The sequence below is a fragment of the Aneurinibacillus tyrosinisolvens genome (assembly GCF_001015055.1).
Lineage (GTDB): Bacteria > Bacillota > Bacilli > Aneurinibacillales > Aneurinibacillaceae > Aneurinibacillus_A > Aneurinibacillus_A tyrosinisolvens.
The window spans coordinates 175375-196503 of record NZ_BBWZ01000006.1 but is presented as its reverse complement, the minus strand read 5'-3'; the positions used below and the strand labels follow the sequence as shown (position 1 = coordinate 196503).

Sequence of the window (21129 nt, the reverse complement as noted above, 5' to 3'; positions counted from 1 at the left end):
GCGAATCCCCTCCCTTTAAGCTAAGACCTTTGCCTTGTCTTCCGCTATATTTTCCTCTTTACTTTCAAAATTCCTTAAACGTCTAAAGTTAAACCGTTCAGGTTGGATAAGAGAAACTCCTACAGTAAATAAAAGGGATATCAATCCACCTACGATAATCCCTTGGAAAGCTCCACCCCAAGAAATTGTCGTGATTTGGATTTTAGTGAATATAAGATCAAATCCACCATTACCATAGATAAAGAGGCCAATGATACTACCAAGCAGCGCACCTAAGAAAGCACCATGACGATTGGTTTTGCTCCAGAAAAGTCCTAATGTAATTGGGAATATATACGCAGCATTAATGACACCAAGAAGTAGCAGTAGGCCCATCATGCTATTAGGTTTGCTCCACGCAACAGCGATTGCAATGACGGCTGCTAAGACTGTGACGGCCTTTCCAACTTTGATGAGTTGCTTATCCGTCGCATTTGGATTGATATGAACTTGATAAACATCATTAATAAAAATAGCAGAGACAGCATTTAACAAGGCTGCTACAGTCGATGCGATACATGCCCAAACCAATGATAAGAATAATACAGAACCAAGTTTCCCAGCATAATGACCAACCACTAGAGGGGCAACTGCATCCGGATGGTCCACTTTCATTCCAGTCCCAATTGCTACAAACGCTAAACAACCAATGGCAATCGGTACAAACATCCAACCCAATCCAGCATAAATGAATGTTTGTTTTGTTTTATCTGGTCGAAGACTGAATACTCGTTGCCAGAAGGTATTATCCATAAAGACTTCCCCAATACCCATAATCGGCCCAACAACACAAAACAAGAGTCCTGCAGGCAAGGCAAGGTTCATTTTATCTGGAGCTAAATGAATAATGTTCGTGTATACATCTGCAAACCCAGCATTGCTAAATACCCATGCCGGAAAAATAAATAGAATGGCTAGAATTAATAATGTCTGCATAAAATCTGTACCCAGAACCGATAACATTCCACCGGCCGTTACATAAAGGGTAACGATACCAATGGTTAAAATAAGTCCTGTATGGAACGGAATCCCGAAAATCGATTCTAACAGCACGCCAGCTCCCAATCCCTGTGTTAACAACCAACCAATATCCCAAATCAATAACATAATTAAAAATAAATAGTAATTCTTCTTATCAAAACGGTGACGGAAAAAATCTCCAACTGTGCGGCCTTGTGGCATAGATATCCGAATTTTCTTCGCCAATGGGGCAAAGGCAAGAACACCAAGACCTCCAGTTAATGCATACCCAATGGTACCTAGAATGCCTGTAGAATAGGACATCTCAGCTGCAGCTAAAACGGTATTCCCTGTAACCCAGGTAGCTAGCAATGTAGCTGCACCAAACGCAACCCCTACATTTCTACCACCAACCATATAGTCATCTGCCTTTTCAACTTTCTTGGCCACTTTTATCCCAATAAAGGCCCAAATAAAGCCAAGCACGAGAACAACTAAAATCCCAATAGTCTGAAAGCTCATTTTATCACTCTCCGTCATCAATATACGTTAATTTCCCGCTTGTTGCCATGTAGATGGTTCCAAATAAAGCAATAAGAAAGATAAGTCCAAGAATATGCCAAAGCATTTATTTCACCTCGCTTGGTCTTTTCAATTCATTCAATACTTGATCTGTGGAGACTACTCTTGCATAGGTATGTCCAAGAACATCAATAGCATTTTCATGTAATTCCTTCGTAAGTGCGGCACATGCATCCTCAGGCAATGTCACAAGGAATCCTAAATCTGCTGCCATACGTACAGCATTTTCAATGCATTCATTTGTTACTACCCCTGTAATAACCAGGTATTCAATGCCTAAATTACGCAGGACATATTCAATGTTTGTTGAACCAAATATACCTGAAGCCGTCTTGCTGAAGACAATCTCGTCCCCAATCGGTTTAACTTCCTCCAAAAAGTCCGCTTCTTTTGATCCCTTTGGTGCATGCAATCCAAGAAGCTTATGCTCAGGGCTACGATCACGTCCATCCTGTGTTAAAGACTCAATCTTTGTATGGATAACTTCGAGATGTTCCATTCTAAAAGCCTCTTGTAACCTTCGAATATTTGGAATGACATGTTCTTGTAAACGATTAAAATAATAATCGAGAGAACTTTCTACTCCTAATTCTGCAGCCTTAGCAAATAACCCGTATCCTGGTGCAGCATCGAGATATTGCATATCAACAACAAGAAGCGCTGTTTTTCCTTTTACAAACGGAATATGCGCAATAGGCTTATACAGGACTTTCAAAGGATCTAAGTTTTCCATAAACATCCCTCCAATTCTTATTTATCTGTATTTTACAACAATTTTATTACATGATTTTTTGTAAAAAAATGAAATTTAGGAACTCATTTTTTGAATAAAATAAAAAACGGCTAGTATTAGCCGTTAGTTTTTTTCTAATATTTCTTCCTTGATCCCATAGGTTTCGAGTATTTTCCATGCAAAGGATAAATTAAAATAGTTAGAGTAATCATCCATAGAAAAGCCTAAAATCTCTTCAATTCTTTTAATCCGATACACTAATGTATTAGGAAGGATATTCAATTCACTTGCTGCTTCCTTAACACTTCTCCCGGAAACAATATACGCATCTAACGTTTTTAAGAACTCTATCCTCTTTTGCGTGGGATATTGCAGCAAAGGGGACAACAGATCATTTACATATGAAACGAGGTCTTCCCTGGAGCGATCCAGCATAAATCTTACAGCGCCAATTTCTCTGTAATCACGAAAAATATTTTTACCATTCTGACTTTGGATAAGAGTGATACATTGCTTTGCTTCCTCATAGGATTGTACAAATTCCTCTATCTTTTTACACATTCTTCCTATACCAATGCAACACTCTATGTTTGGATATAAACGTTCCATTGTCGTAATGATTCCATTTGCTAGTCCTCTGCTTCGTTTGATTACACTTTCTTGCGTTGTTTTCTTTGGCCAACCTACTAGAATAATGGAATGATTATATCTATTTACAACCAGGCTATTCGGATTTCGGTTAAGTATATCTTTTTCAATCATTTTTTGAATATGATGAAGGAGAGTATTTGAACTTCCCTTTAATTGAAAATTAACGATCATAAAAAGATATGCTTCCTCCGAGCTAAGGCTTAATATTTTTGCCCTTTCCTTTAAGATTTCAATGTTTTTTTCTGAAATTAAATCATCTAGAAATTCTCCCTTATAACGTTGCTCCGTTTCATAAATAGCTTCATGATTTAAAAGGTCTAAAGCGAGTACAATTCCGCACTGTTCAGCTAATACCATATCCTGTTGTTCAAACTCGTGATTTGATTCTAATACCGCTAAAATCCCTAGAATCTTTTCAGATGTTACAATGGGAATTAACATGACCGGACAGGATAACGGCACTTGAAGACTAGGAAGAATTCTTTTTGGACTCCAATCATTTAACATTTTTTGAAGATGCGAAAGAAATGGAGGGATTTTTGCTTGGATATCTATAACCCCACATTCTCCTACTACGCATAATAAAGGGTCATAAATTAATATTGGATTTTTTAAAATGGTATGGATGGAAACAGCCATATCTTCCAGGGTATCCCCACTTAACACCTGTTTCATGAGCTGCTGATGAGCTACGTTAATTCGGAACAGTTGATCACGTTGAGCCTGAATAATCTGATTAAGTTCTTCAAGTTGTTCTCTTCTGTTTCGTTCTGATTGGTATAATCGGGCGTTCTCTAAAGCGACGGCTGCCTGGTTTGCAAGTGTGACCAGGAGTCGTAAATCTTCATTTGTAAAAGAAACATCAGATGAAAAATTATCAATAGTAATGACACCGATACAATCGTTTTTTATTAGTAGCGGTGTACACATCACGCTACGTAAAATAAGTTCACCGCCATGCAACTTACGTATAGATTGTAGAGCTCGTTCGTAAAAAGGTTTGTTTTTAGGATCCATCGTATGCATCCCTTTATCAACATCGAACGTTCTCTCGTAAATTTGTGGTAACTTTTTTTGATACGTATACCCTGTCATAGATTCGCCTGGTATAAGTATAACGTTACGAAGTTCTTCCCATTCAAATCCTGCGCAAGCGGCTGGACGTAACACATTGTCCTCTTTGTCATATAAAAAAAGGGCTCCTGCATCAGCCGCTTGAATAACTTGCAATGATTTATCCAATATTTGTGTCATAATTTCATCAAAATGAAGACTTGAAGCAAAGGATTCGGCTGCATCTTTCAATAGTTCAGCTTGCAACAATTGTTGTCTTAACTGTATCAACTCTATCTGCATTTGCATTTCCCCTTCATGCAAAACTTTGTATGTGTCTTAATATAAAATAGCACTAGTGTTGCATTAATTATATTTCAATATTAAAAATCATCCTACTATTGAAATATATTGTTTTTGCCAATAAAAAAATCCTTTATAATGGAAAGTACAGGTGGTTTCCTGTCCAAATCCAATATAAAGGACCATCGTTATGGACAAGAATACACGAAATTCTTCATTTGGTAAATGGATTTCGCCCATAAATTTTCAAAAACTATATGAACAGGTCGAAATCCTCAAGCAAGATGATTATACAAAAAAACGGACGACTGAATCTTATCTCAAGCTTCTTCTTTTTTCGCACTTAGAAGAGACGGAAAGCCTACACGCCCTAAGCGATGCTTTACTGGATACAGACCTTCAAAAAACCGTAGGTTTTGAGTCGATTAGTGTCTCGCAGTTATCCCGAAAAAATAATCGCGTAGAACCCGCCCTACTTTCCCGTGTGTTCTTAGATCTCGTGCAAAAAATCCAACAGTTTCATCAAAAAAGCGTAAAGCCGATGCCGTTAAAATTCATTGACTCCAGCATCTTCCCCTTGAACCTCACTCACTATAAATGGGCGAAGTTCCGAAAAACAAAGGCCGGTGTGAAACTTCACCTTCGGTTCGTTTTCATGGATGAAAAGACGGCCTATCCGGATAAAGCGATCATGACAACAGCCAAGGAGCATGATCGCGGCCAACTGGAAGTGCTCGTCGATGATAAAGAAGCCATGTACGTGTTTGACCGTGGTTATGTGGATTACGAACGCTTTGACTGGATGACCGACGATGGATACTTTTTTGTTTCGCGACTCAAGAAGAATGCCGTGATACGTGAGATCCACTCTTTCTCTCTTCCGAAGGAAAGTACCGTTTTGTCAGACCGAATGGTGTATATCGGAACGACACAGAACCGGGCAGAAAACATCTTTCGGCTTTTGGAAGTCATGGATACGAAAGGAAATCCCCTTCGACTCATCACGAATCGTTTCGATTTAAGTGCCGAGGAAATCAGCGAAATCTACCGGTCTAGATGGGCCATTGAATTGTTTTTTAAATGGCTGAAGCAGCATGTAACGATTAAACAATTTTACGGGATGAGTGAAAATGCCATACAGAATCAAATCTTTTTGGCACTCATTGTGTATTGTTTGCATGTGCTGGTTCAACTGGAGACAAACAGCAAAAAGAAGATCCTTCAGATTAGCCGGTGGCTCAAAGCTGCTTTATGGAAGCCATCTACCCTTTGGATTCGCCAATTTTCTAATCAAACCGTTCCGTAGGAACGAAGGCGTCGTAGTTGCACCTGTTTAATTGTATAAAAATCCCAAATGGACAGAGCGACCTTTACTATAGGCTTTGCCTTTTTGGCTTACAATCAAAGAAAAAATAAATCTGATGATTCTGTATTTATTCATGCAACACTAGTGATAAAATAGTTTATTATTAAAACTATCTTTAGCTGGTTAAAAACACCCCTACGGGTGTTTTTAGTTAGGGGTGCGGGGAAGATTCTTTCTCCTTGTTGCGGAAAAAGCATGAGGGTCATCGGAACCAGAGACCGAAGATCCAAAGAAAGATCTGGGGAGACAAAGGTTTATAATCTCCGCCGTCTTAGCTGTAGTGGTTGTGGGAGGATTCCTCATGAATTACCGGACGTTCTGGTTCCTTACAAACGGTACGAATCAGCGTGCATTGAAAGGGTTCTGTCGAAACTATTGCCCATGATTTAGAGATTATACGTTTTACAACCCTCTCCATCTAAAAAGAATTGCATACTGACAAAGGAGGTTGAATAGCTCATATCGAAGTAGTAGTATTTATTTGTGACAAAACACTTAGCTCAGGGGAGCATAAGGAGTGAGTAGATGAAAATCGGTTTTGATATAGATGATACATTGAATGATATGCGATATACGGTAACACGCATGTTCAATGAAACTCTACAACGGGAAATTACAAATGAATTTGTAGATACCTTCCCTACCCTTCATATTTATGATGCGTTCAATCTCAGCAGAGAAGAAGGCCGTCTACTATGGAAGCAATTACAATCTCGTATTCACGAGGAGAGCCTCCCACTTGAATACGCCTCTAATATACTCAACAAACTAGCAAAAGAAGGACATGAAATTTTTTATCTTACCGCACGCGAAGATACCCTAGAAATCCGCGAAGCCACTACGGAATGGTTGAGAAAACATGATTTCCCTTTCAAAGAAGCTCATTTCTATATTGGCATGAAAGATGAAGAAAAAGCAGGGATCGCTCAAGGATTAGGGCTGGATTTATTTTTTGATGACAAACCACATGTCTTAAGTGCTTTTGAAGGAACCGGAATAAGAGTATACATCAAAAATACCTGCTATAACCAGCATGCCTCGTACCAACGAATCTCCAGTTGGTCAGAATTAGAAAAAATAGTGGAAGAACATGAAAAAGACAAACAATAAGCGTCTGCTTTTTCACGAAACGAGACCAAGGCATGTTCTTAACCTGGTAACTGGAAATCGTATTTTGACGCAGCTACTTAAAATAAAACATCACACACTATGGTTTCGTTAGTTTCTAGGTAGTTACTTCACATCATATGTGGGCATTCGACTTTACATAAGACAAATAAATTTTACATTCAATCAGCCTTTTTTAATCATATCCATAGTTTCAACACCAATCAGAATATAAGTGACTCTCCAAATTCCCTGTCACTCTAGCGGTTAAAAAGGCACCTGAGATCCTCTAAGTCACAAGAAGAGAATAGAAGTTCAAACCTTAACCTTTAGCTTCTCATGGAACAGTGAAAATTGTGAGTCCTATCTTACATCCAACAAATGCGGACTTCCCATAAGGTGCAAAAGACTTAAAAATTATCACCCTAAAATTTATTTAGGCGCAAGTATATTTCCAAGATAGAAAAGCAATAAGAAGGAGGGAAGATGACCTTTCTTGTATAGCAAACCGTCTTCCCATGGTTTTATCTAGCACTCCACATGTTTGTTACTTTTTGAGCTCCGTCCTCCAATACTCCAGCCTCTTCTGTTTTTCTGGTCCATTGATTGTATTCACGTCGAAAGCTTGTCGGGCAAACCTCTATATCAAATGGATAGTCTTTTACTATTGAAATGTTCTTCATAATAGAGGACCCATTAAAAACAGAAACAACTACTTTCACATCTGTAGTAAGCTGCTGCATTCTTCCATACATTTGCTCTAAAGCGCTCGTTGGAATATCTTCATACAAAGAGATGAACGTTCGATTTTTTCCTATAAAATGCTTTTTGAACAACTGTATGATTTCTGCGTCCTTCAGCACATAAAGCCCAATCATGACCAGGGCATCTTCTAGCATGTGCTCAAGTGTCGGTATCCAGGTGACTTTTTTTAACTCTTTTTTATATTCATGTTCAATGATATTTTGTGGAACCAACATCCATGCAGGACGGCTGTTTTCGCTTAAAAATAAGAAGTGACTCGGGTTGATTCCTCCATCATTTGGATGGGCAGTCCCAACGAGTATCGTTGCTGTCATTGTCGCCATCTTCCTTTCTCCTCTCCTGGATTAAAGTGTCAAGCCAAGCTGTTTTAATTGTATTAATAATTTCTTGTAATATGCTTCACTTACTTCCCCCTTTTACTTGTACATCAACAAATGTTGCTCGCTAAGCATTTGGAAATCCTTCTCGTTCAAATAAGTATTCTAATGCCTTGGTGGGAACTTCATATACAACCCCTTCAACTCTTTCCTTTTCCTGTTCGACAACATCGGCTCTGCTTCCATCATTTTCGGTTTTTCGTGTGTACTTTAAGGCAAACCCATCTAAGACATCGATGCCGTATATCGTTGAAAAATAATGCTTAACCCCGCTTTGTTTAAAACGCGCATCATCCATACAGGAACCGTAAGCATAATAAAGAAGAAAAACTAGATTTTTTTGAAGAAATTGATTCAGTTTCCAATCTCCACTCTCTATTTCTCTTCCTAACAAAATGGACTGATTTGCAACATATACATGTGCAATATATTGGAAATTATGTCTTATTCCAGAAGAATATATTGTAGCGGTTCGTGTTATCGGAAATGCAAAACCTTGTAGAAATACTATAATTCCAGGTGTCCATCTTCTTCCTCCCTTACGGTGTCTAGAAAGAAACGGGTTTAACATAGTAGCTTGTGGAAATTCAACATCGGTTAGCGGTTTTGTATCATTGCAACGCTAAATCACTATATCAATTTGGGCTACCGTAGCCGGTAGTTTTTTTCGATCTATCCTATTATTCCCTGAGTATGCATTGCCGAAATAAACTGTTATATAAATTTTTTGTCAATTGCGAATAGGAAATGATCGACAAAATGTTCACTTAGATGTAAATTACATATAAGGGACATTTACATTCCTTTTGGTAATTTCGGCGTCGTGCATTGATAAAAATCTCAACAGGTGTATCTATCATAGGCTTTCTTTTACGTATAATTAGGGAAACTTCTTATCAATGGATGCCAATAAAAACATAAACAAGGAGACCATGATGACACACTTAGAAAAGCAAAGCACTAGAAATTTCGTAGATTTTATCTGGGATGACTGGTTCATGAGTCTAAAGTTAATATATGTATACCAAAGTGAAATGGCAAACCTTACACTGCAGACGATAGAATACCAAAAAGAAGTTTGGACTCAAATAACGGAAAACACCATGAAAATAGAACAAGAAATAAATAAATTTTTCGAAGATATAAAAAATGATTATCAAAACAACACAAAAAGTCCAGGCGGTGAACAGGCGGCTAGAGTGTTTGAGGAATGGAACCAGCTTCTTAATGAATTTTTCAAACGTATTCAGTTGCTTACAGCAACACCTGCTATGGCTAGCCTGACTACAGTAAATAAATCACAGGAACAGATGGAAGCCTCCTTCAAAAGTCTAATCGAACAGCAGAAAAAAATAAGAGAAGTGAAAAATAAGGGAGAACCTCTCTGTGTACCAGGCAGAGAGGTCTTTAGTGTTGACATATTATAGAGTATGGAACATTGATTAGCATAAACATTGGTCCTTTCAAGAAATCACTCCTGTTTGTTTCCCTACGATTTTAAAGGCATCAACCAATTGATTTATATCCTCGTCTGTATGTGTCGCCATCACGGTAAGACGAATTCGAGAAGATCTAGCTGGTACGGCGGGGACGAATAGTGGGTGCAAAAATACCGAGTTCCTCCAAATCCTTTGAAAAAGTGGTAGCTATCTGGGCTTCACCAATAATAACGGCAATAATAGGCGTTTCTCCTTCTACCACATAAAATCCACATGCACTCAATTCCTCACGAATTCGTCTGCTAAGCAGATTTAAACGTTTTCTCCGTTCCGATGACTCCAGGAGATAAAGCGGTAGAGAAGATAAAGGGGCGTGCCTTGTTAATCAAAGGTAACCAGAACCAATGAGCCTTTTGCTTTTAGATTTTTTTTTAATAATTTCTTTATAGCTTAACAAATCGTCGAGTTCACTTTGCACAAACTCCTCCAGATATATGAAAGGCAAGACTGTTCCCCCTAAATTCGAGAATGATCCCTTTTTCTTCTGTTGGATGAATGACACACCTTGCATATTTTCAACAATTATCATGTGCCTCTCTTGGTAAAGTTTAATCACATCTCACATAGGCCTGAGGATTTCTTAAATTAGTAAAAGCCATTTCAACCTGGGATTCTGTATTTCTTTCTATAGAAAGTGGCGGGATTTCATCTTCAGCGAAAAAACCAACCGCACTTGTTTCTGTGCCTTCCTTCGCATGACCCCCAACTATTTCACACTGGATAAACATTTTATATACATGATACGGAGAGGGAGGATGCGGGTGGCACTTTTTATCCAAAACAGCCAGCAGCTTTGTCGCTTTGACATCAAACCCTGACTCTTCTTTTACCTCTTTAACGGCTACTTCCGTTGGAGTTAAACCGATGTCTGCCCAACCACCGGGTAAGGACCAATATCCGTCCATCTTCTCTTTAACCAGCAGGATTTTCTTATTTTTAAAAACAACCGCCCTAATATCGACTTTTGGTGTAGCATAGCCCGTTTCATTAGCAAATAAGTCTTTTATCATCTTCATGTCGGCATTTGTATGTTCTGACATAATCTCCATACTTATTTTTCTTATCTGTTCGAATCTCTCCAGGTCATATACATCTTTCGAATACGTTAATCCTGCCTGTGCAATAGATCGAAGTTGTTTCGCCCAATCAAGCCACTTATCATTCATACCTTCACCCCTATTTACTTTTTACTCACTATTGCTATAAAGATAGTCTTCACCCTGGAGTAACTCATCTAAGGCTTGCCTCATTCCCAATTGAAGGATTCGATTCACATTATTAGAAATAGATTCAACTAAACAGGGCACCTGATTCAGGTTGGTTCCCCACAAAGCTTCCCTGCCTCCTATCATTTCTACTACCTTTTCAACCTGCTCCCCTGTATCCTCTTTATAAAAGGACCATGCTTCCTCTACAAACACGAGGACTTCGGGCTCATCTCTGATGATATATTCCTCTTCTCCCCGGTAACCAGCCAATTGGTTGTCTGTAATCCGCCGTCCCCGGTAAAGCAAAAGCAGCGCAGCAAAAGAAAAGGTTACCGCTTCTGGCAAACGATTCCTCTGCTGTACTGTATCTAAAAGCGTGGGAAGAAGCCGGACCTTACATTTAGCAAATGAATGAACGGCAATATCAGAAAGAAAATGGTGACTAAAAGGATTAAGAAACCTATCTATGACAGAATCGGCGAATCGCTTTTTTTGCTCTTCATCCACGGAAAGACAGGGAAGGATTTCCTGGTAGATCCCTTTTAAAACAAACTGGCGTAAACTTTCATCTTCCATTGTTTCTAGAACCGTGTTCTTCCCTGCTAAAAAAGCCACAGGAACCATCAAGGTATGAGCTCCATTTAAAATCCTAACCTTACTTTCCCGAAACGGCTTTACCTGTGCCCAGTGAACGTTGAGTCCGGCTCGATGAAAAGGCAGCAACTCTGCCACTTCTTCGTCAGCTTCAATCGCGAAGAGATGGTATGGCTCTCCCACGGTGAGCAAAGCGTCTTCATATCCTAAGCAATTACGAAAATCTTCAATCTGATCTTTGGGATACCCGGTAACAATCCGGTCCACGAGCGTATTGCAGAACTGGTTGTGCTCCTGAATCCACCCGGAAAAAGCATCCGGCAATCCCCAGTCTTTAGCAATCTGGAGAACGGTTTTTTCCAGTAGAGACCCATTGTCCTCCAGCAGTTCGCAGGGAACAATGATCATTGCCGATGCTTTGGAATCACCCAGCACCTGATAACGGTGATAGAGGAAGGCCGTCAATTTCCCTGGAAAGGAAAGCGAGGATCGGCCGGGGATTAACTTTTCCTTTACGTACGTTAAACCGGCTTCTGTTGTGTTGGAGAACACGAATTGAATTTGCGGATTCTCCGCCAGGTTTATGACTTCATTCCAATCTTCATACGGGTTAATTCCTCTGCTAATGGAAGAGATGATTTCCAGTTTATTGATTACGCTTTCCTTTTCCACCCCTCTAAGGGCAAGGGTATAGAGACCATCCTGAGCATTAAGCACAGGAACGACTTTCCCATGGGGAGTCGGTTGAATGGCAACAATTCTCCCGTTAAATAAGTCCTGTTTATTTAATTCATGGACCATCCAGTCTACAAAACCACGCAGAAAGTTTCCTTCCCCAAACTGAATAATTCGTTCGGGCAGCTCCTCCATCCCCTGCTCTTTTTGGAGCACTTGTTTGTTTAACTGCTGCATTCTTCTCCCCTCCTGTACTGAATAAAATAATAGGCTGCCGAGACTCTCGACAACCTGAACACTGAACAAATAACCGCTTATTTTTTCTATAATCGAATTTCCTCGAGCAAGCGTGACAATTCGTGCCAAACCTCGGGATCGATCGGGGTGGTGGCCGCACTCCAGCACTCCTCTACTTCTTTGGCTGAACAAGCCCCAATTAAGGTACAGCTAAGCCGTGGTTGACTAAGACTAAATTGTAAGGCTGAAGCTAAAATATTTATTTTTCTTCGTTTACACCATTCATAAACCTGGATGGCAGCGTCTACTTCTTCTTTAGGCGGTGTCCAGCGGAAGGTGCCAATGCTCCGGGGATCGCGTCCCGACAACAGGCCCATCGCAAGGGCCGCGCCATTCACGACCCCGACGCCATGCGGCTCTGCATAATCACACACACCGGATAGTACACTCTGACGAAGCAAGGTATAATCGTTGACCGTGAGTGCCATATCCAGTTGTCCGGTATCGATGGCCTGGCGAATCAGTTCATGGCTTTGCATACCAATTCCAATCGCCTTAATTACCCCCTGCTGCTTTAAATCCAGCAGCGCCTCCAGCGAACCACCCGGGCCCAGAGCCTGCTCCAGATGCCGGGGGAGCGGATCATGAATCAAACAAATGTCCAGGTAGTCCGTTCCCAGTGTCCTTAGACTGTTTTCCACGCTCCAGTAAGTGCTGTCCGCAGAATAATCCAGGTACCGTTCCCGATGGGTGCCTACCTTACTTGAAAGATAATAACGATTTCTTGGAACCCCCCGCAAAGCCAAACCCATACGTCTCTCCGCTTCAAAATAATACGGCGATGTATCCAGCCAATTCATCCCGAGTTCCAGCGCTTTATCGACGGCCGCTACTCCGTCGGCATCACTTACTTCCCCAAAAATACCGCCGAGTCCTGCGCCGCCTAAGCCAAGGATTGTCACTTCCATGTGAGTTCCAGTCAGTCGTCGTTTTTCCAGAGGGTGAGAAGTCTCCAGCCTTAACACTTCCTTTCAGCTTATTTGTCTATAACCACTTTTCAAAGAAGGAAAAAGCCTTTCTCCCGCTGAATTGATGGGCTCCCTCAAATAGGTCAATCTCCAGGCGATTCTCTGCACCTGCCGCCTGATAAATTCTCTTTAATTGTTCCTGGGCCTTAAGAGAGGCTTCAATGGGAAATCCGTCGTCAAAGACGCCATTTTCAATCAAAAGCGGCCGCGGAGCAATGAGCCCGGCCAGATCCGCCAGATCGGCATACTGATAAATTCCGGGGATAAATTGAGAACCACAGAAGTTTCCCATTTTGATGGCATATTCCTCATAAGTAGTCAGGGCACAGACAATTCCGGCCGCCTTAATCCGTGAGTCTAATCCCGCCGAATGGAGCACCATCGTCCCGCCAAATGATAAGCCAATCGCGCCGATTCGGTTCTCATCCACCTCCGGGCGGCCCATGAAATAATCCATCGTTTTCATGATGTCCCAGATATTTAACGTAATCAAATTGATTCCCATCAAGAGTCCGCGTATAAAATGAACATTACAGCTATCGCGGCCTGGATACAGGTCACCATCACTTCGCTCCCCGAAATTTCGAAAATCAGGTGTAATCGTTATATAGCCCTGCCTGGCGAATTGCACGGCATAATCATAGTTATATAACTGAATGATATCTCTGTGAGCCTGCGTAGATCTGACACCGGCAACAGAATCCTTACCGAAAGGACCATGCCCATGCAGGCAGAGTAATCCGGGATGTTTCCGGTCAACGGAGAGTTCTGCTCCTCGAATCACAAGGGCAGGAATGGAAGCGAACGGTTCAGAATTGAATACAATTTTCTCCTTAATCAGTCCGTTTTCTTCCACCTTCCAGATCGTTTCTGCTTCGAGAGGGACGGATGGAGGAAAATCACCCAGCAGCTCCTGGACTTTGGTTAACAATCTTGGCTGCCACTCCCGCACATCCCCTCCCTGGTACGCTAAGGAAGGTCGTATTTCCGCCCCGCGTTCCATAAAATACGTCCACAGGGAAAAGTTACGGTTAGCCATACTGATTGTTCTCCCTTCCAACACATTATGAATATGAAAAGAGGTACTCCGGGTCATTAAACAATTCTTGTAAAACAAGGGCACCCGAGCCGATAATATTGGCTTCTCTTCCAAGCTCAGAAAATTTAATCCGCACCCTTGCTTTAGGAACAGGGAGCGCTCGCTGTTGAATTTCACGCTCGATCCGCTGGAGTAATGGTTGGCCTAAATTCACCATCTCGCCATGAATGACAATCAGTTCGGGATTCATGGCATTAACCAGATTCGTAATCCCTACTCCTAAGTATTTGCCCAACTCATCGATCGCCATTTGCTCTACCACGGTGTCTCCTTTTTCAATGGCTTCTATAATCCGCTGAATGGAGAGTTCGTCTTCCGCTATAATCATATTTTTCAATACGATCGTCTTCGGCATTTCTTGTGCGACCTTCGTTAAGAGGGCATTCGAAGAAGCATAGACCTCCCAGCAGCCCCGGTTTCCGCACTGGCAGAGAGGTCCATCCATCTGGATCGTCGCGTGTCCAACCTCTCCGAAACTATCATCTTTCCCTCGTAAAATTTGATTATCAATAATAATTCCTGCGCCAATTCCAATATCAGTCATCAGGCTGACGAATGTATTTACATCCTGTCCTAACCCGAATATTTTTTCCGCCAGCCCTAAATTTCTGCATTCATTATCTACCCAAACCGGGGTCTGGAATCGGGACGCCAGGCTGTCTCCGATAGGAAAATTGTTGATGGCCTCAAAGTTTGCCGCAGTCAATATCGTACCTGTACTGGTCTCAATCAATCCAGGGCATCCTACCCCAATTCCACGGACTGAAATCTTAAACTCCTCTGCCTTATGAAAGAGATGTTCTGTCATCTGCAAAATCCTGGTGAGAAGATGATCTCGCGAAATCCGAGGAGTCATCGGTATTTTTTGCTCAAATAAAAGATTGGCTGATAAATCCAATAAGGCTCCTGACAGCATATTGACTGTGAGGTGTAAAGCGATAATCCCGCCTCCCCGCGGATTGAATGCGATAAGTTTGGGTCGTTTACCCCCCTGATCGGTTGAAGTCCCGATACCGGTAACCCTGATATATCCTTCCGAAATAAGTTCATCAACCAGTGTCGAAACCGTGGGGCGGCTGACACTGAGCTCCCTGCTGATTTCAGGCTGGGTGGTCTCCCCACGGTGTCGAATGAACTGCAAAACACTTAATTTATTCGATTGCTTTACATCTATCTTTCTGGAGATCGGAAGCAAGTTGTATCCACTCCTATCAAAGTACATTCTCTATCTTTATTACAGGATTCCGTATTTCTGAAATGCTTCGACTACGCTCATTCCTTCTTCAAGCGCTTTGCGCATTTGATTCTCACCTTTTACTTTCTCCAATGCTTTGATGATGACTTCTTCAGCAATCTGCTGCGGAATAACAGCAATCCCGTCATGATCACCGAAAATCAAATCTCCAGGATGAATGAATACCCCTCCGCATCGAATCGGGACATTGTAATCAATAACGTCGGTTCGACCTTTCGAATCGTATGGACAGTATCCCCGTGAAAAAACGGGAAAACCTGTCCTCTTAATCTGGATGCTATCCCTCGTAAAGCCATCAATGACAGCCCCTCTGGCTCCTTTAACCATCGAGGCCGTGCTCAACAGTTCCCCCCAAAAACCGCTGCTTATGGAGCCATTCGTTGTCGCAACTAACACGTCGCCTTCCTTAAGCTGGTCGATGGCCTCCAGTTCCTTTTGGTAGGGGAAAGCAGGAATTTCATACACATCCGTTGCCAGTACCGTTAGCGCCCGGCCCATAAATTTACACGAGGGATCAATTGGACGAATCTCATGAGACATGATCTGTTCTCTATAGCCTATCTCATCTAAAATGTCAGCGACGACTGCACTATATAGTTTATCTTCAAGCAAGGTGAAATCAAAGGGATTCGACATGTTCGCACCTCTCATTTGGTTATAGGTTGGGAATGGATAGAAGAATCAGCCATCCATTCCCCTGCTGCTGGTTTACTCTGTTTTCTTCTGAAGTTCATCTAACGCGTCCTTCGGAGATTTCTGGCCGAGGAGTGACTGCTGAACGGCTTTAATCGTTTCCAGGCGCATTTCAGTAAACTTAGGGTCTGTAAGCGGATAGAACTTCGCAATCGGAAGCTGGGAAATAAACTGTGCAGTCAGTGGGTCCTGTTTCGACATACTGTCTCCAACAGATTTTGTCGCAGGCAGCATTCCTTCATTTTTCATAAATTCCTCATAACGCTTATCATCGTATAGGAAATTCAGGAATTTCCCTACAGCGTCAGGATGTTTCGTTGTTTTAAAGACCATCAGGAAATCTTCAACCCCCAGGTTAAAGGGTTGTTTGCCCTCATGGATTGGAATTGGGGCAACTCCGTACTTTAGGTTTGGTGCGTCTTTTTTCAGAATGGTAGGCAGGAAGTTGGCTGTAATCATCATTCCAACCTTCCCTGCACCAAATACCTTCTGTAACTCATCACGATTTATCGCTGTTGGTTCAGGATTGGTCACCTTATCTTTTCTTACTAAATCCGTGAGATATTGAAGCCCTTCCACATTTTCCGGAGAATTAAGTACCCATTTACCGTCCTTCTTCCAGTCCCCGCCGTTCCCCCATGTAAAATAGGAGAAATAAGCTTGCCCTTCAAATGTCGTCATCGGTACGCCAAAGCCGTCAACGCCTGTTTTGTCTTTGATGGTCTTCGCTGTTTGGCGAAGTTCTGCCCATGTTTTTGGCGGTTCTTTAATTCCTGCCTTCTCAAAAAGCTCCTTATTATAGTAAAGCCCGCGAATGGAGGCCAGCAGCGGCAGACCATAGGATTTCCCGTCCAGTTCCCCGGCTTTGTAGAAGGATTCATAGAATTTTGCCTTAAGCGCTGGGGGAAGGACCTCATCTAATGGCATTAACAAATCATCACCCGCAAAGGCAGCATAGTGGTTTAAATTCAAAATATCAGGGGTCTGGTTCGTGCTGACCATTGTGTTGACCTTTTGCTCAAGCACATCCCACCCAACTACTTGTAAATTCACTTTAATGTCTGGATTTTCCTTTTGGAAATCGTCGATTACCTTTTTTAAGAACGGCTCGGTTGCATTGCTGTATTGGGCAGCAACAAAGGTGATTTCTTTCTTCTCCCCGCCGCTAGCCGGAGTTGTCGTTGCCGGTTGTGATTGGGTGCCGCTACCACTTGAGTCCTTTGCTGGTTCACTGCTCGAACAAGCCGTTAGGAAAGCAGAAAAAATGAACAAAAGAGTAACAACCATTGATACCCATTTTCCTTGTAATCCTTTTCTCATACTGTTTACCCCCTTCAAAGGTCTTAAAAAAGAAACAATCAACCCATGATAGCGTCGTGCTGAACACCCTTTAGGAACAACCACCCCCTTTCAGTTTGACCAGCATCTCCCCTGCTTTTTTTACTACCATCTCCCCGGCACAGGGCAAAAGTTGGCTCGTTCGGGCGATTTTAATTTCATATCCTCCTTCTTCAAAGGCAAGCTCTGTGGGAACATAACCAATATAGTCATTCGCCATTCCTATTATCATGGTGGGGGAATAGGGGGATTGTTTCTTCAAGTCCAAACCGAATTCCACAAAAAACTCTCCAGGAAGACTCACCAGAGCAGTCTCTCCTACCTCTAGTACTTGAAGTTCTGTCGATAAGGTCTCTTCTTGGTTTTTGCTCATCACAAGGATTTCCCTGGCATAGGCCTCCTCAGGAACCCCATCAAGAAGTGAAGGAATCCGCCAATTCACCTCTTCCAATAACTTAAGCGCTACTTGTGCTTGCTCTATGGTAATGATCCTTCTGGGAAGTTCAATCGTCTCAGACAACGCCCCTAGCACAACCTCACTAGCGTATTCTAACTTACTTAAAATTTCAGTTATTTTGTTTGACAGTTTATTTCCTATACGCTCCGCTTCTTCAAAGCCACGGATTTGGTTTAGATCATGTGAATTAATATGATTAATATTGCCTTCCGCTCCATTGGCAAACAGGACAATGACGTCCTCTCCGAACTGTGCTCGCAAGTTGTCTGTTAAGCTGTGAATATAATCCCTTGAAATCAGCCAATCCTTCCCTACCAAAATCGCGGAATGGAGGGTGAAATTCACCAGCAAAGCGCGAATACGCTGATTCTGGTCGCGGACGGATAGCACAAACAGATCCGGATCGATCGGTCCGGCCGTATGATCGATCTCTGCAGGATCTAGGCCTTCCCAGTTCATCCGGAGTTGACCGTCTTTCATAAAAATACGCCGGTTAAAGCTAAGTGAATCCTCCGTTCCCTTTCCCACCGCAAAAGCCGCATCCCACGTGTTCCCTATACACTTGACGGCCCCATTGACTAGCTTCTCGTGCAGGGTGTCGATAAATTCTTCTACGAGGCGATCGTATTCCTCCTTAAATGCCTTCATCACATCCGGACCGGAGTGTGTATGGGTAGCAAACATAACAATATTCCGAGGCGAAATCCCTGTAGCCTTAGAAATATCAGCTTTGATTTCCTGGGTGAAAGAACGATAAATTCCGATTAAGTCGAGACCAATAAATAAGATCCCATTCTTGCCATCATGGAGGTAGAGAAAATTGGCATACAAAGGGTCGTGAATCCCTCTTGACCGATTATCATCACGAACATTCCCGCCAAGCGGGGTGCCAATCTCCGGTGTGATATCAACCCGATAACATCCTGCCCTCATTTTTCCACCACCTCGCCTGATTGTTCAATCTTTTTTACTTCACGTGTTGTTTCGTAGATACCACCTTCAGTTCTTTCGCTGTCTCTTCACCGGCCCCTATCCATGCGGCTGTTCCGTTACGAATGGCTTCATTCAATCCATCATCCCCTCTGTCTACTCGGCTGGTAAATGGTTCTACTGCCATGGTATAGGCATTTCCATACCAGGGATAATCGGCAGTCCCACCAAAATCCTGCCAGATCCACAGATGCGGAAAGTCCTCCACCGGCCACACCATGCCAACTCCAAGACCCATCCTATGATTCGTTAAGGCATACCACCCTTCCTTATAAGAGGTGGCAAATAACATATCAGAACATGCGGCTTCGCTGCCTCTGATTTGGCGAAGATCCACCTGATTCCCCTCTCTATCGATTCCAAGGGGCCAGTCAAATTCCTCAGCTTTCGAGAGGCGGCTGTTATCACCTGGTTTTTGTAAAGGAATAATTTTACAAGGGGGAAGGGCCAGCGTACATTCTTCGCTAAGGAACGGAGCCCCAAAGCTCGGATGGTGACCCCACATAAAATGCATTCCTTTTTTACCGTAATTGGTGATTTTCTCCTGCAGATAAATAATAGATTTACCTGACTCCAGGCGGATTTTTTTCTCAAGAAGAAAAGGAGTCCTGAGCGTTTTGACCGTCAATAAGACTTCAATCACTTCCGGTTCGTCGACCAGGATGCGGTAGTCCCAGGCACAAGATGCCACTTCTCCGTGGTAACCCAGGTAGGCACCTTGATAGAAACCGGGTCCGCTTCCGGAAGGAAACAGTTCCTGCCACCCTCCGTGATAATGATCCATGAAGACGCCTTGCGGATGGGGGGATCGATGGCAGTGAATGGGGAGGACGAATCCCGATAGGTGACCTCCAGAGGACATCGATATCTTTAGGCTTGTATAATAATTCGAAGATGTCCGAGCCTTTGTCCAGTAGAATCGACAGCCGTATCGTTTGATTCTGCAGGATCAACGTGCGCATCCCTTTATAGGTTCCAAAAGAGTCAATGCGGCATCCGTAATTTCGTTCGCTTCCATGACTGGTCATTTGTTTTTTCCTCTGGCTTCAACAGCAATGATGCCTTCGATCCTCCCATTCCGGATGCCGATTAACTCATCCGCCAGGTTTACAGTAGGGCACACATGATTGGGAATAATATCTACCTCGTCCCCGATTTGGATTTCAAAATCGGGTGGTGTCACGATTACTCCATGTTCTTCAGAGAGCCTGCTGATTGTAATCTCCGGGCATGACTTCAAAAATCCGTATCCTTCCGTATACGTGTTTCGATCAGAGGAAAGCGTTTTGGAGCCTGCATCGACAATTGCACGATCGCTGGATGGCCGGCTAACCACCGTAGCACGTATGGTTAAGGCACATTCCTCCTTCGTCACCAATCCTAAAGCGACCATGGTGGCATCATTGAAGACATAAGTACCCGGCCTCATTTCCGTAATTCCTTCCACCTCATGGGCGTAGAATGAGGTTGGGGTGGAGCCTACGCTAATCTCAGGAATATCAATGCCGAGCTTTTCTTTCGCTACTTTCTTTGTTTCTACAAGCAGGGCACCTTCCTGGCGGCTGATTCGAATCTGCTCTTCTCTTGATTTCTCTTGATAGGAATGACCGGCGTGGGTCATTAACCCGAGAATCCTTATGTAGGGCAGCTGGTTAATCAACTCTATCAGCTCTAGCGTCTCCTGGCCTGGCTCCTTCCCGCAGCGGTCTAACCCTGAATTTACATCGATATAGAGCGGGATGCTTCGGCCAATCTGTTTACCTGCCTGTGATATGCCGCGAGCAACCTCCAGGCTATCGAGGGAAACAATGACATCCGTATCCAGCGCTAATTTTCCCAACCGCTTTAGCTTTTGCTCCCCGATGATGGGATAAGCAATCAGGATATCTCTAATTCCATGTTTTCGCATTACTTCGGCTTCACCCAGTTTAGCCACCGTAATTCCTGAGGCTCCCTTTTCCAGCTGCTTTAAAGCAATGTATGGGCTTTTATGCGTTTTAATATGGGGACGAAGCCGGACACCAGCTTCACGGGATCGTCTGGCCATCTGCTCAATATTTCTCTCCATAATATCTAGATCTACAACCAGGGCTGGCGTATCAATCGATGGGGTCAATAGG

At 42.7% G+C, this 21129-nt stretch carries 20 protein-coding genes; 4 read left to right on the top strand and 16 right to left on the bottom strand.

The window, feature by feature from the left end; translation table 11 throughout:
- Positions 1-15: 15 nt before the first annotated feature.
- From MBEAL2_RS08305 to MBEAL2_RS08295, 3 genes are all read right to left on the bottom strand, one after another.
- Positions 16-1521, bottom strand: a complete 1506-nt coding sequence (locus MBEAL2_RS08305) for a sodium:solute symporter family transporter (RefSeq protein WP_047151832.1) — start codon at positions 1519-1521, stop codon at positions 16-18.
- Between the two features lie 106 nt (positions 1522-1627).
- Entirely contained in the window at positions 1628-2314 is a 687-nt protein-coding gene (locus tag MBEAL2_RS08300) for a cysteine hydrolase family protein (RefSeq protein ID WP_161798193.1), read from the bottom strand.
- A 123-nt stretch (positions 2315-2437) separates the two neighbouring features.
- A complete protein-coding gene (locus MBEAL2_RS08295; protein WP_047151830.1) occupies positions 2438-4321 on the bottom strand; it encodes a helix-turn-helix domain-containing protein in 1884 nt (627 codons plus the stop codon).
- A 190-nt stretch (positions 4322-4511) separates the two neighbouring features.
- Here MBEAL2_RS08295 and MBEAL2_RS08290 point away from each other — a divergent pair, with 190 nt between their 5' ends.
- From MBEAL2_RS08290 to MBEAL2_RS08285, 3 genes are all read left to right on the top strand, one after another.
- Positions 4512-5627, top strand: coding sequence for an IS4 family transposase (locus tag MBEAL2_RS08290; RefSeq protein WP_047151829.1), 1116 nt, complete (start codon positions 4512-4514; stop codon positions 5625-5627).
- A 201-nt stretch (positions 5628-5828) separates the two neighbouring features.
- Positions 5829-6077, top strand: a complete 249-nt coding sequence (locus MBEAL2_RS33945) for a DUF6431 domain-containing protein (RefSeq protein ID WP_369405479.1) — start codon at positions 5829-5831, stop codon at positions 6075-6077.
- A 135-nt stretch (positions 6078-6212) separates the two neighbouring features.
- On the top strand, positions 6213-6797 hold the full coding sequence (locus tag MBEAL2_RS08285; RefSeq protein WP_047151828.1) for a 5' nucleotidase, NT5C type: 585 nt from the start codon (positions 6213-6215) through the stop codon (positions 6795-6797).
- A 521-nt stretch (positions 6798-7318) separates the two neighbouring features.
- Here MBEAL2_RS08285 and MBEAL2_RS29085 read toward each other — a convergent pair.
- A complete protein-coding gene (locus MBEAL2_RS29085) occupies positions 7319-7882 on the bottom strand; it encodes a hypothetical protein (RefSeq protein ID WP_052947585.1) in 564 nt (187 codons plus the stop codon).
- Between the two features lie 121 nt (positions 7883-8003).
- Positions 8004-8507 (bottom strand): gamma-glutamylcyclotransferase family protein, encoded by a 504-nt coding sequence (locus MBEAL2_RS29080; protein WP_052947584.1) that lies wholly within the window; start codon positions 8505-8507, stop codon positions 8004-8006.
- Between the two features lie 328 nt (positions 8508-8835).
- Between MBEAL2_RS29080 and phaP the strand changes: the two genes are divergently transcribed.
- Positions 8836-9363, top strand: coding sequence for a polyhydroxyalkanoic acid inclusion protein PhaP (gene phaP / locus MBEAL2_RS08270; RefSeq protein ID WP_047151827.1), 528 nt, complete (start codon positions 8836-8838; stop codon positions 9361-9363).
- Positions 9364-9760: 397 nt separating this feature from the next.
- On the opposite strand, the gene MBEAL2_RS08265 is transcribed toward phaP, so the two are convergent.
- The 11 genes from MBEAL2_RS08265 to MBEAL2_RS08215 form a co-directional block, all read right to left on the bottom strand.
- Positions 9761-9964, bottom strand: coding sequence for a hypothetical protein (locus MBEAL2_RS08265; RefSeq protein ID WP_047151826.1), 204 nt, complete (start codon positions 9962-9964; stop codon positions 9761-9763).
- Between the two features lie 19 nt (positions 9965-9983).
- On the bottom strand, positions 9984-10601 hold the full coding sequence (locus tag MBEAL2_RS08260) for an NUDIX hydrolase (protein ID WP_047151825.1): 618 nt from the start codon (positions 10599-10601) through the stop codon (positions 9984-9986).
- Positions 10602-10622: 21 nt separating this feature from the next.
- Positions 10623-12149, bottom strand: coding sequence for a tagaturonate reductase (locus tag MBEAL2_RS08255; RefSeq protein WP_047151824.1), 1527 nt, complete (start codon positions 12147-12149; stop codon positions 10623-10625).
- A gap of 86 nt (positions 12150-12235) precedes the next feature.
- Positions 12236-13117: an aldo/keto reductase gene (locus MBEAL2_RS08250; RefSeq protein ID WP_047151823.1), complete on the bottom strand. Its 882-nt coding sequence runs from the start codon at positions 13115-13117 to the stop codon at positions 12236-12238.
- Positions 13118-13193: 76 nt separating this feature from the next.
- Positions 13194-14216 carry an alpha/beta hydrolase family protein gene (locus tag MBEAL2_RS08245; protein WP_052947583.1) on the bottom strand — a complete coding sequence of 341 codons (1023 nt, stop codon included), beginning with the start codon at positions 14214-14216 and terminating at the stop codon, positions 13194-13196.
- Between the two features lie 25 nt (positions 14217-14241).
- A complete protein-coding gene (locus tag MBEAL2_RS08240; RefSeq protein WP_047151822.1) occupies positions 14242-15471 on the bottom strand; it encodes an ROK family transcriptional regulator in 1230 nt (409 codons plus the stop codon).
- 39 nt (positions 15472-15510) lie between these two features.
- Complete coding sequence (locus tag MBEAL2_RS08235) at positions 15511-16167, bottom strand: RraA family protein (protein ID WP_047151821.1); 657 nt, start codon at positions 16165-16167, stop codon at positions 15511-15513.
- 72 nt (positions 16168-16239) lie between these two features.
- On the bottom strand, positions 16240-17544 hold the full coding sequence (locus MBEAL2_RS08230; RefSeq protein ID WP_052947582.1) for an extracellular solute-binding protein: 1305 nt from the start codon (positions 17542-17544) through the stop codon (positions 16240-16242).
- A gap of 70 nt (positions 17545-17614) precedes the next feature.
- Positions 17615-18952, bottom strand: a complete 1338-nt coding sequence (locus tag MBEAL2_RS08225) for a neutral/alkaline non-lysosomal ceramidase N-terminal domain-containing protein (RefSeq protein ID WP_047151820.1) — start codon at positions 18950-18952, stop codon at positions 17615-17617.
- A 34-nt stretch (positions 18953-18986) separates the two neighbouring features.
- The gene (locus MBEAL2_RS08220) at positions 18987-19793 is read right to left on the bottom strand and encodes a DUF4432 family protein (RefSeq protein ID WP_052947581.1); all 807 of its coding nucleotides are present in this window, start codon (positions 19791-19793) and stop codon (positions 18987-18989) included.
- Between the two features lie 240 nt (positions 19794-20033).
- A complete protein-coding gene (locus MBEAL2_RS08215; RefSeq protein WP_052947580.1) occupies positions 20034-21125 on the bottom strand; it encodes an alanine racemase in 1092 nt (363 codons plus the stop codon).
- Positions 21126-21129: the final 4 nt, after the last annotated feature.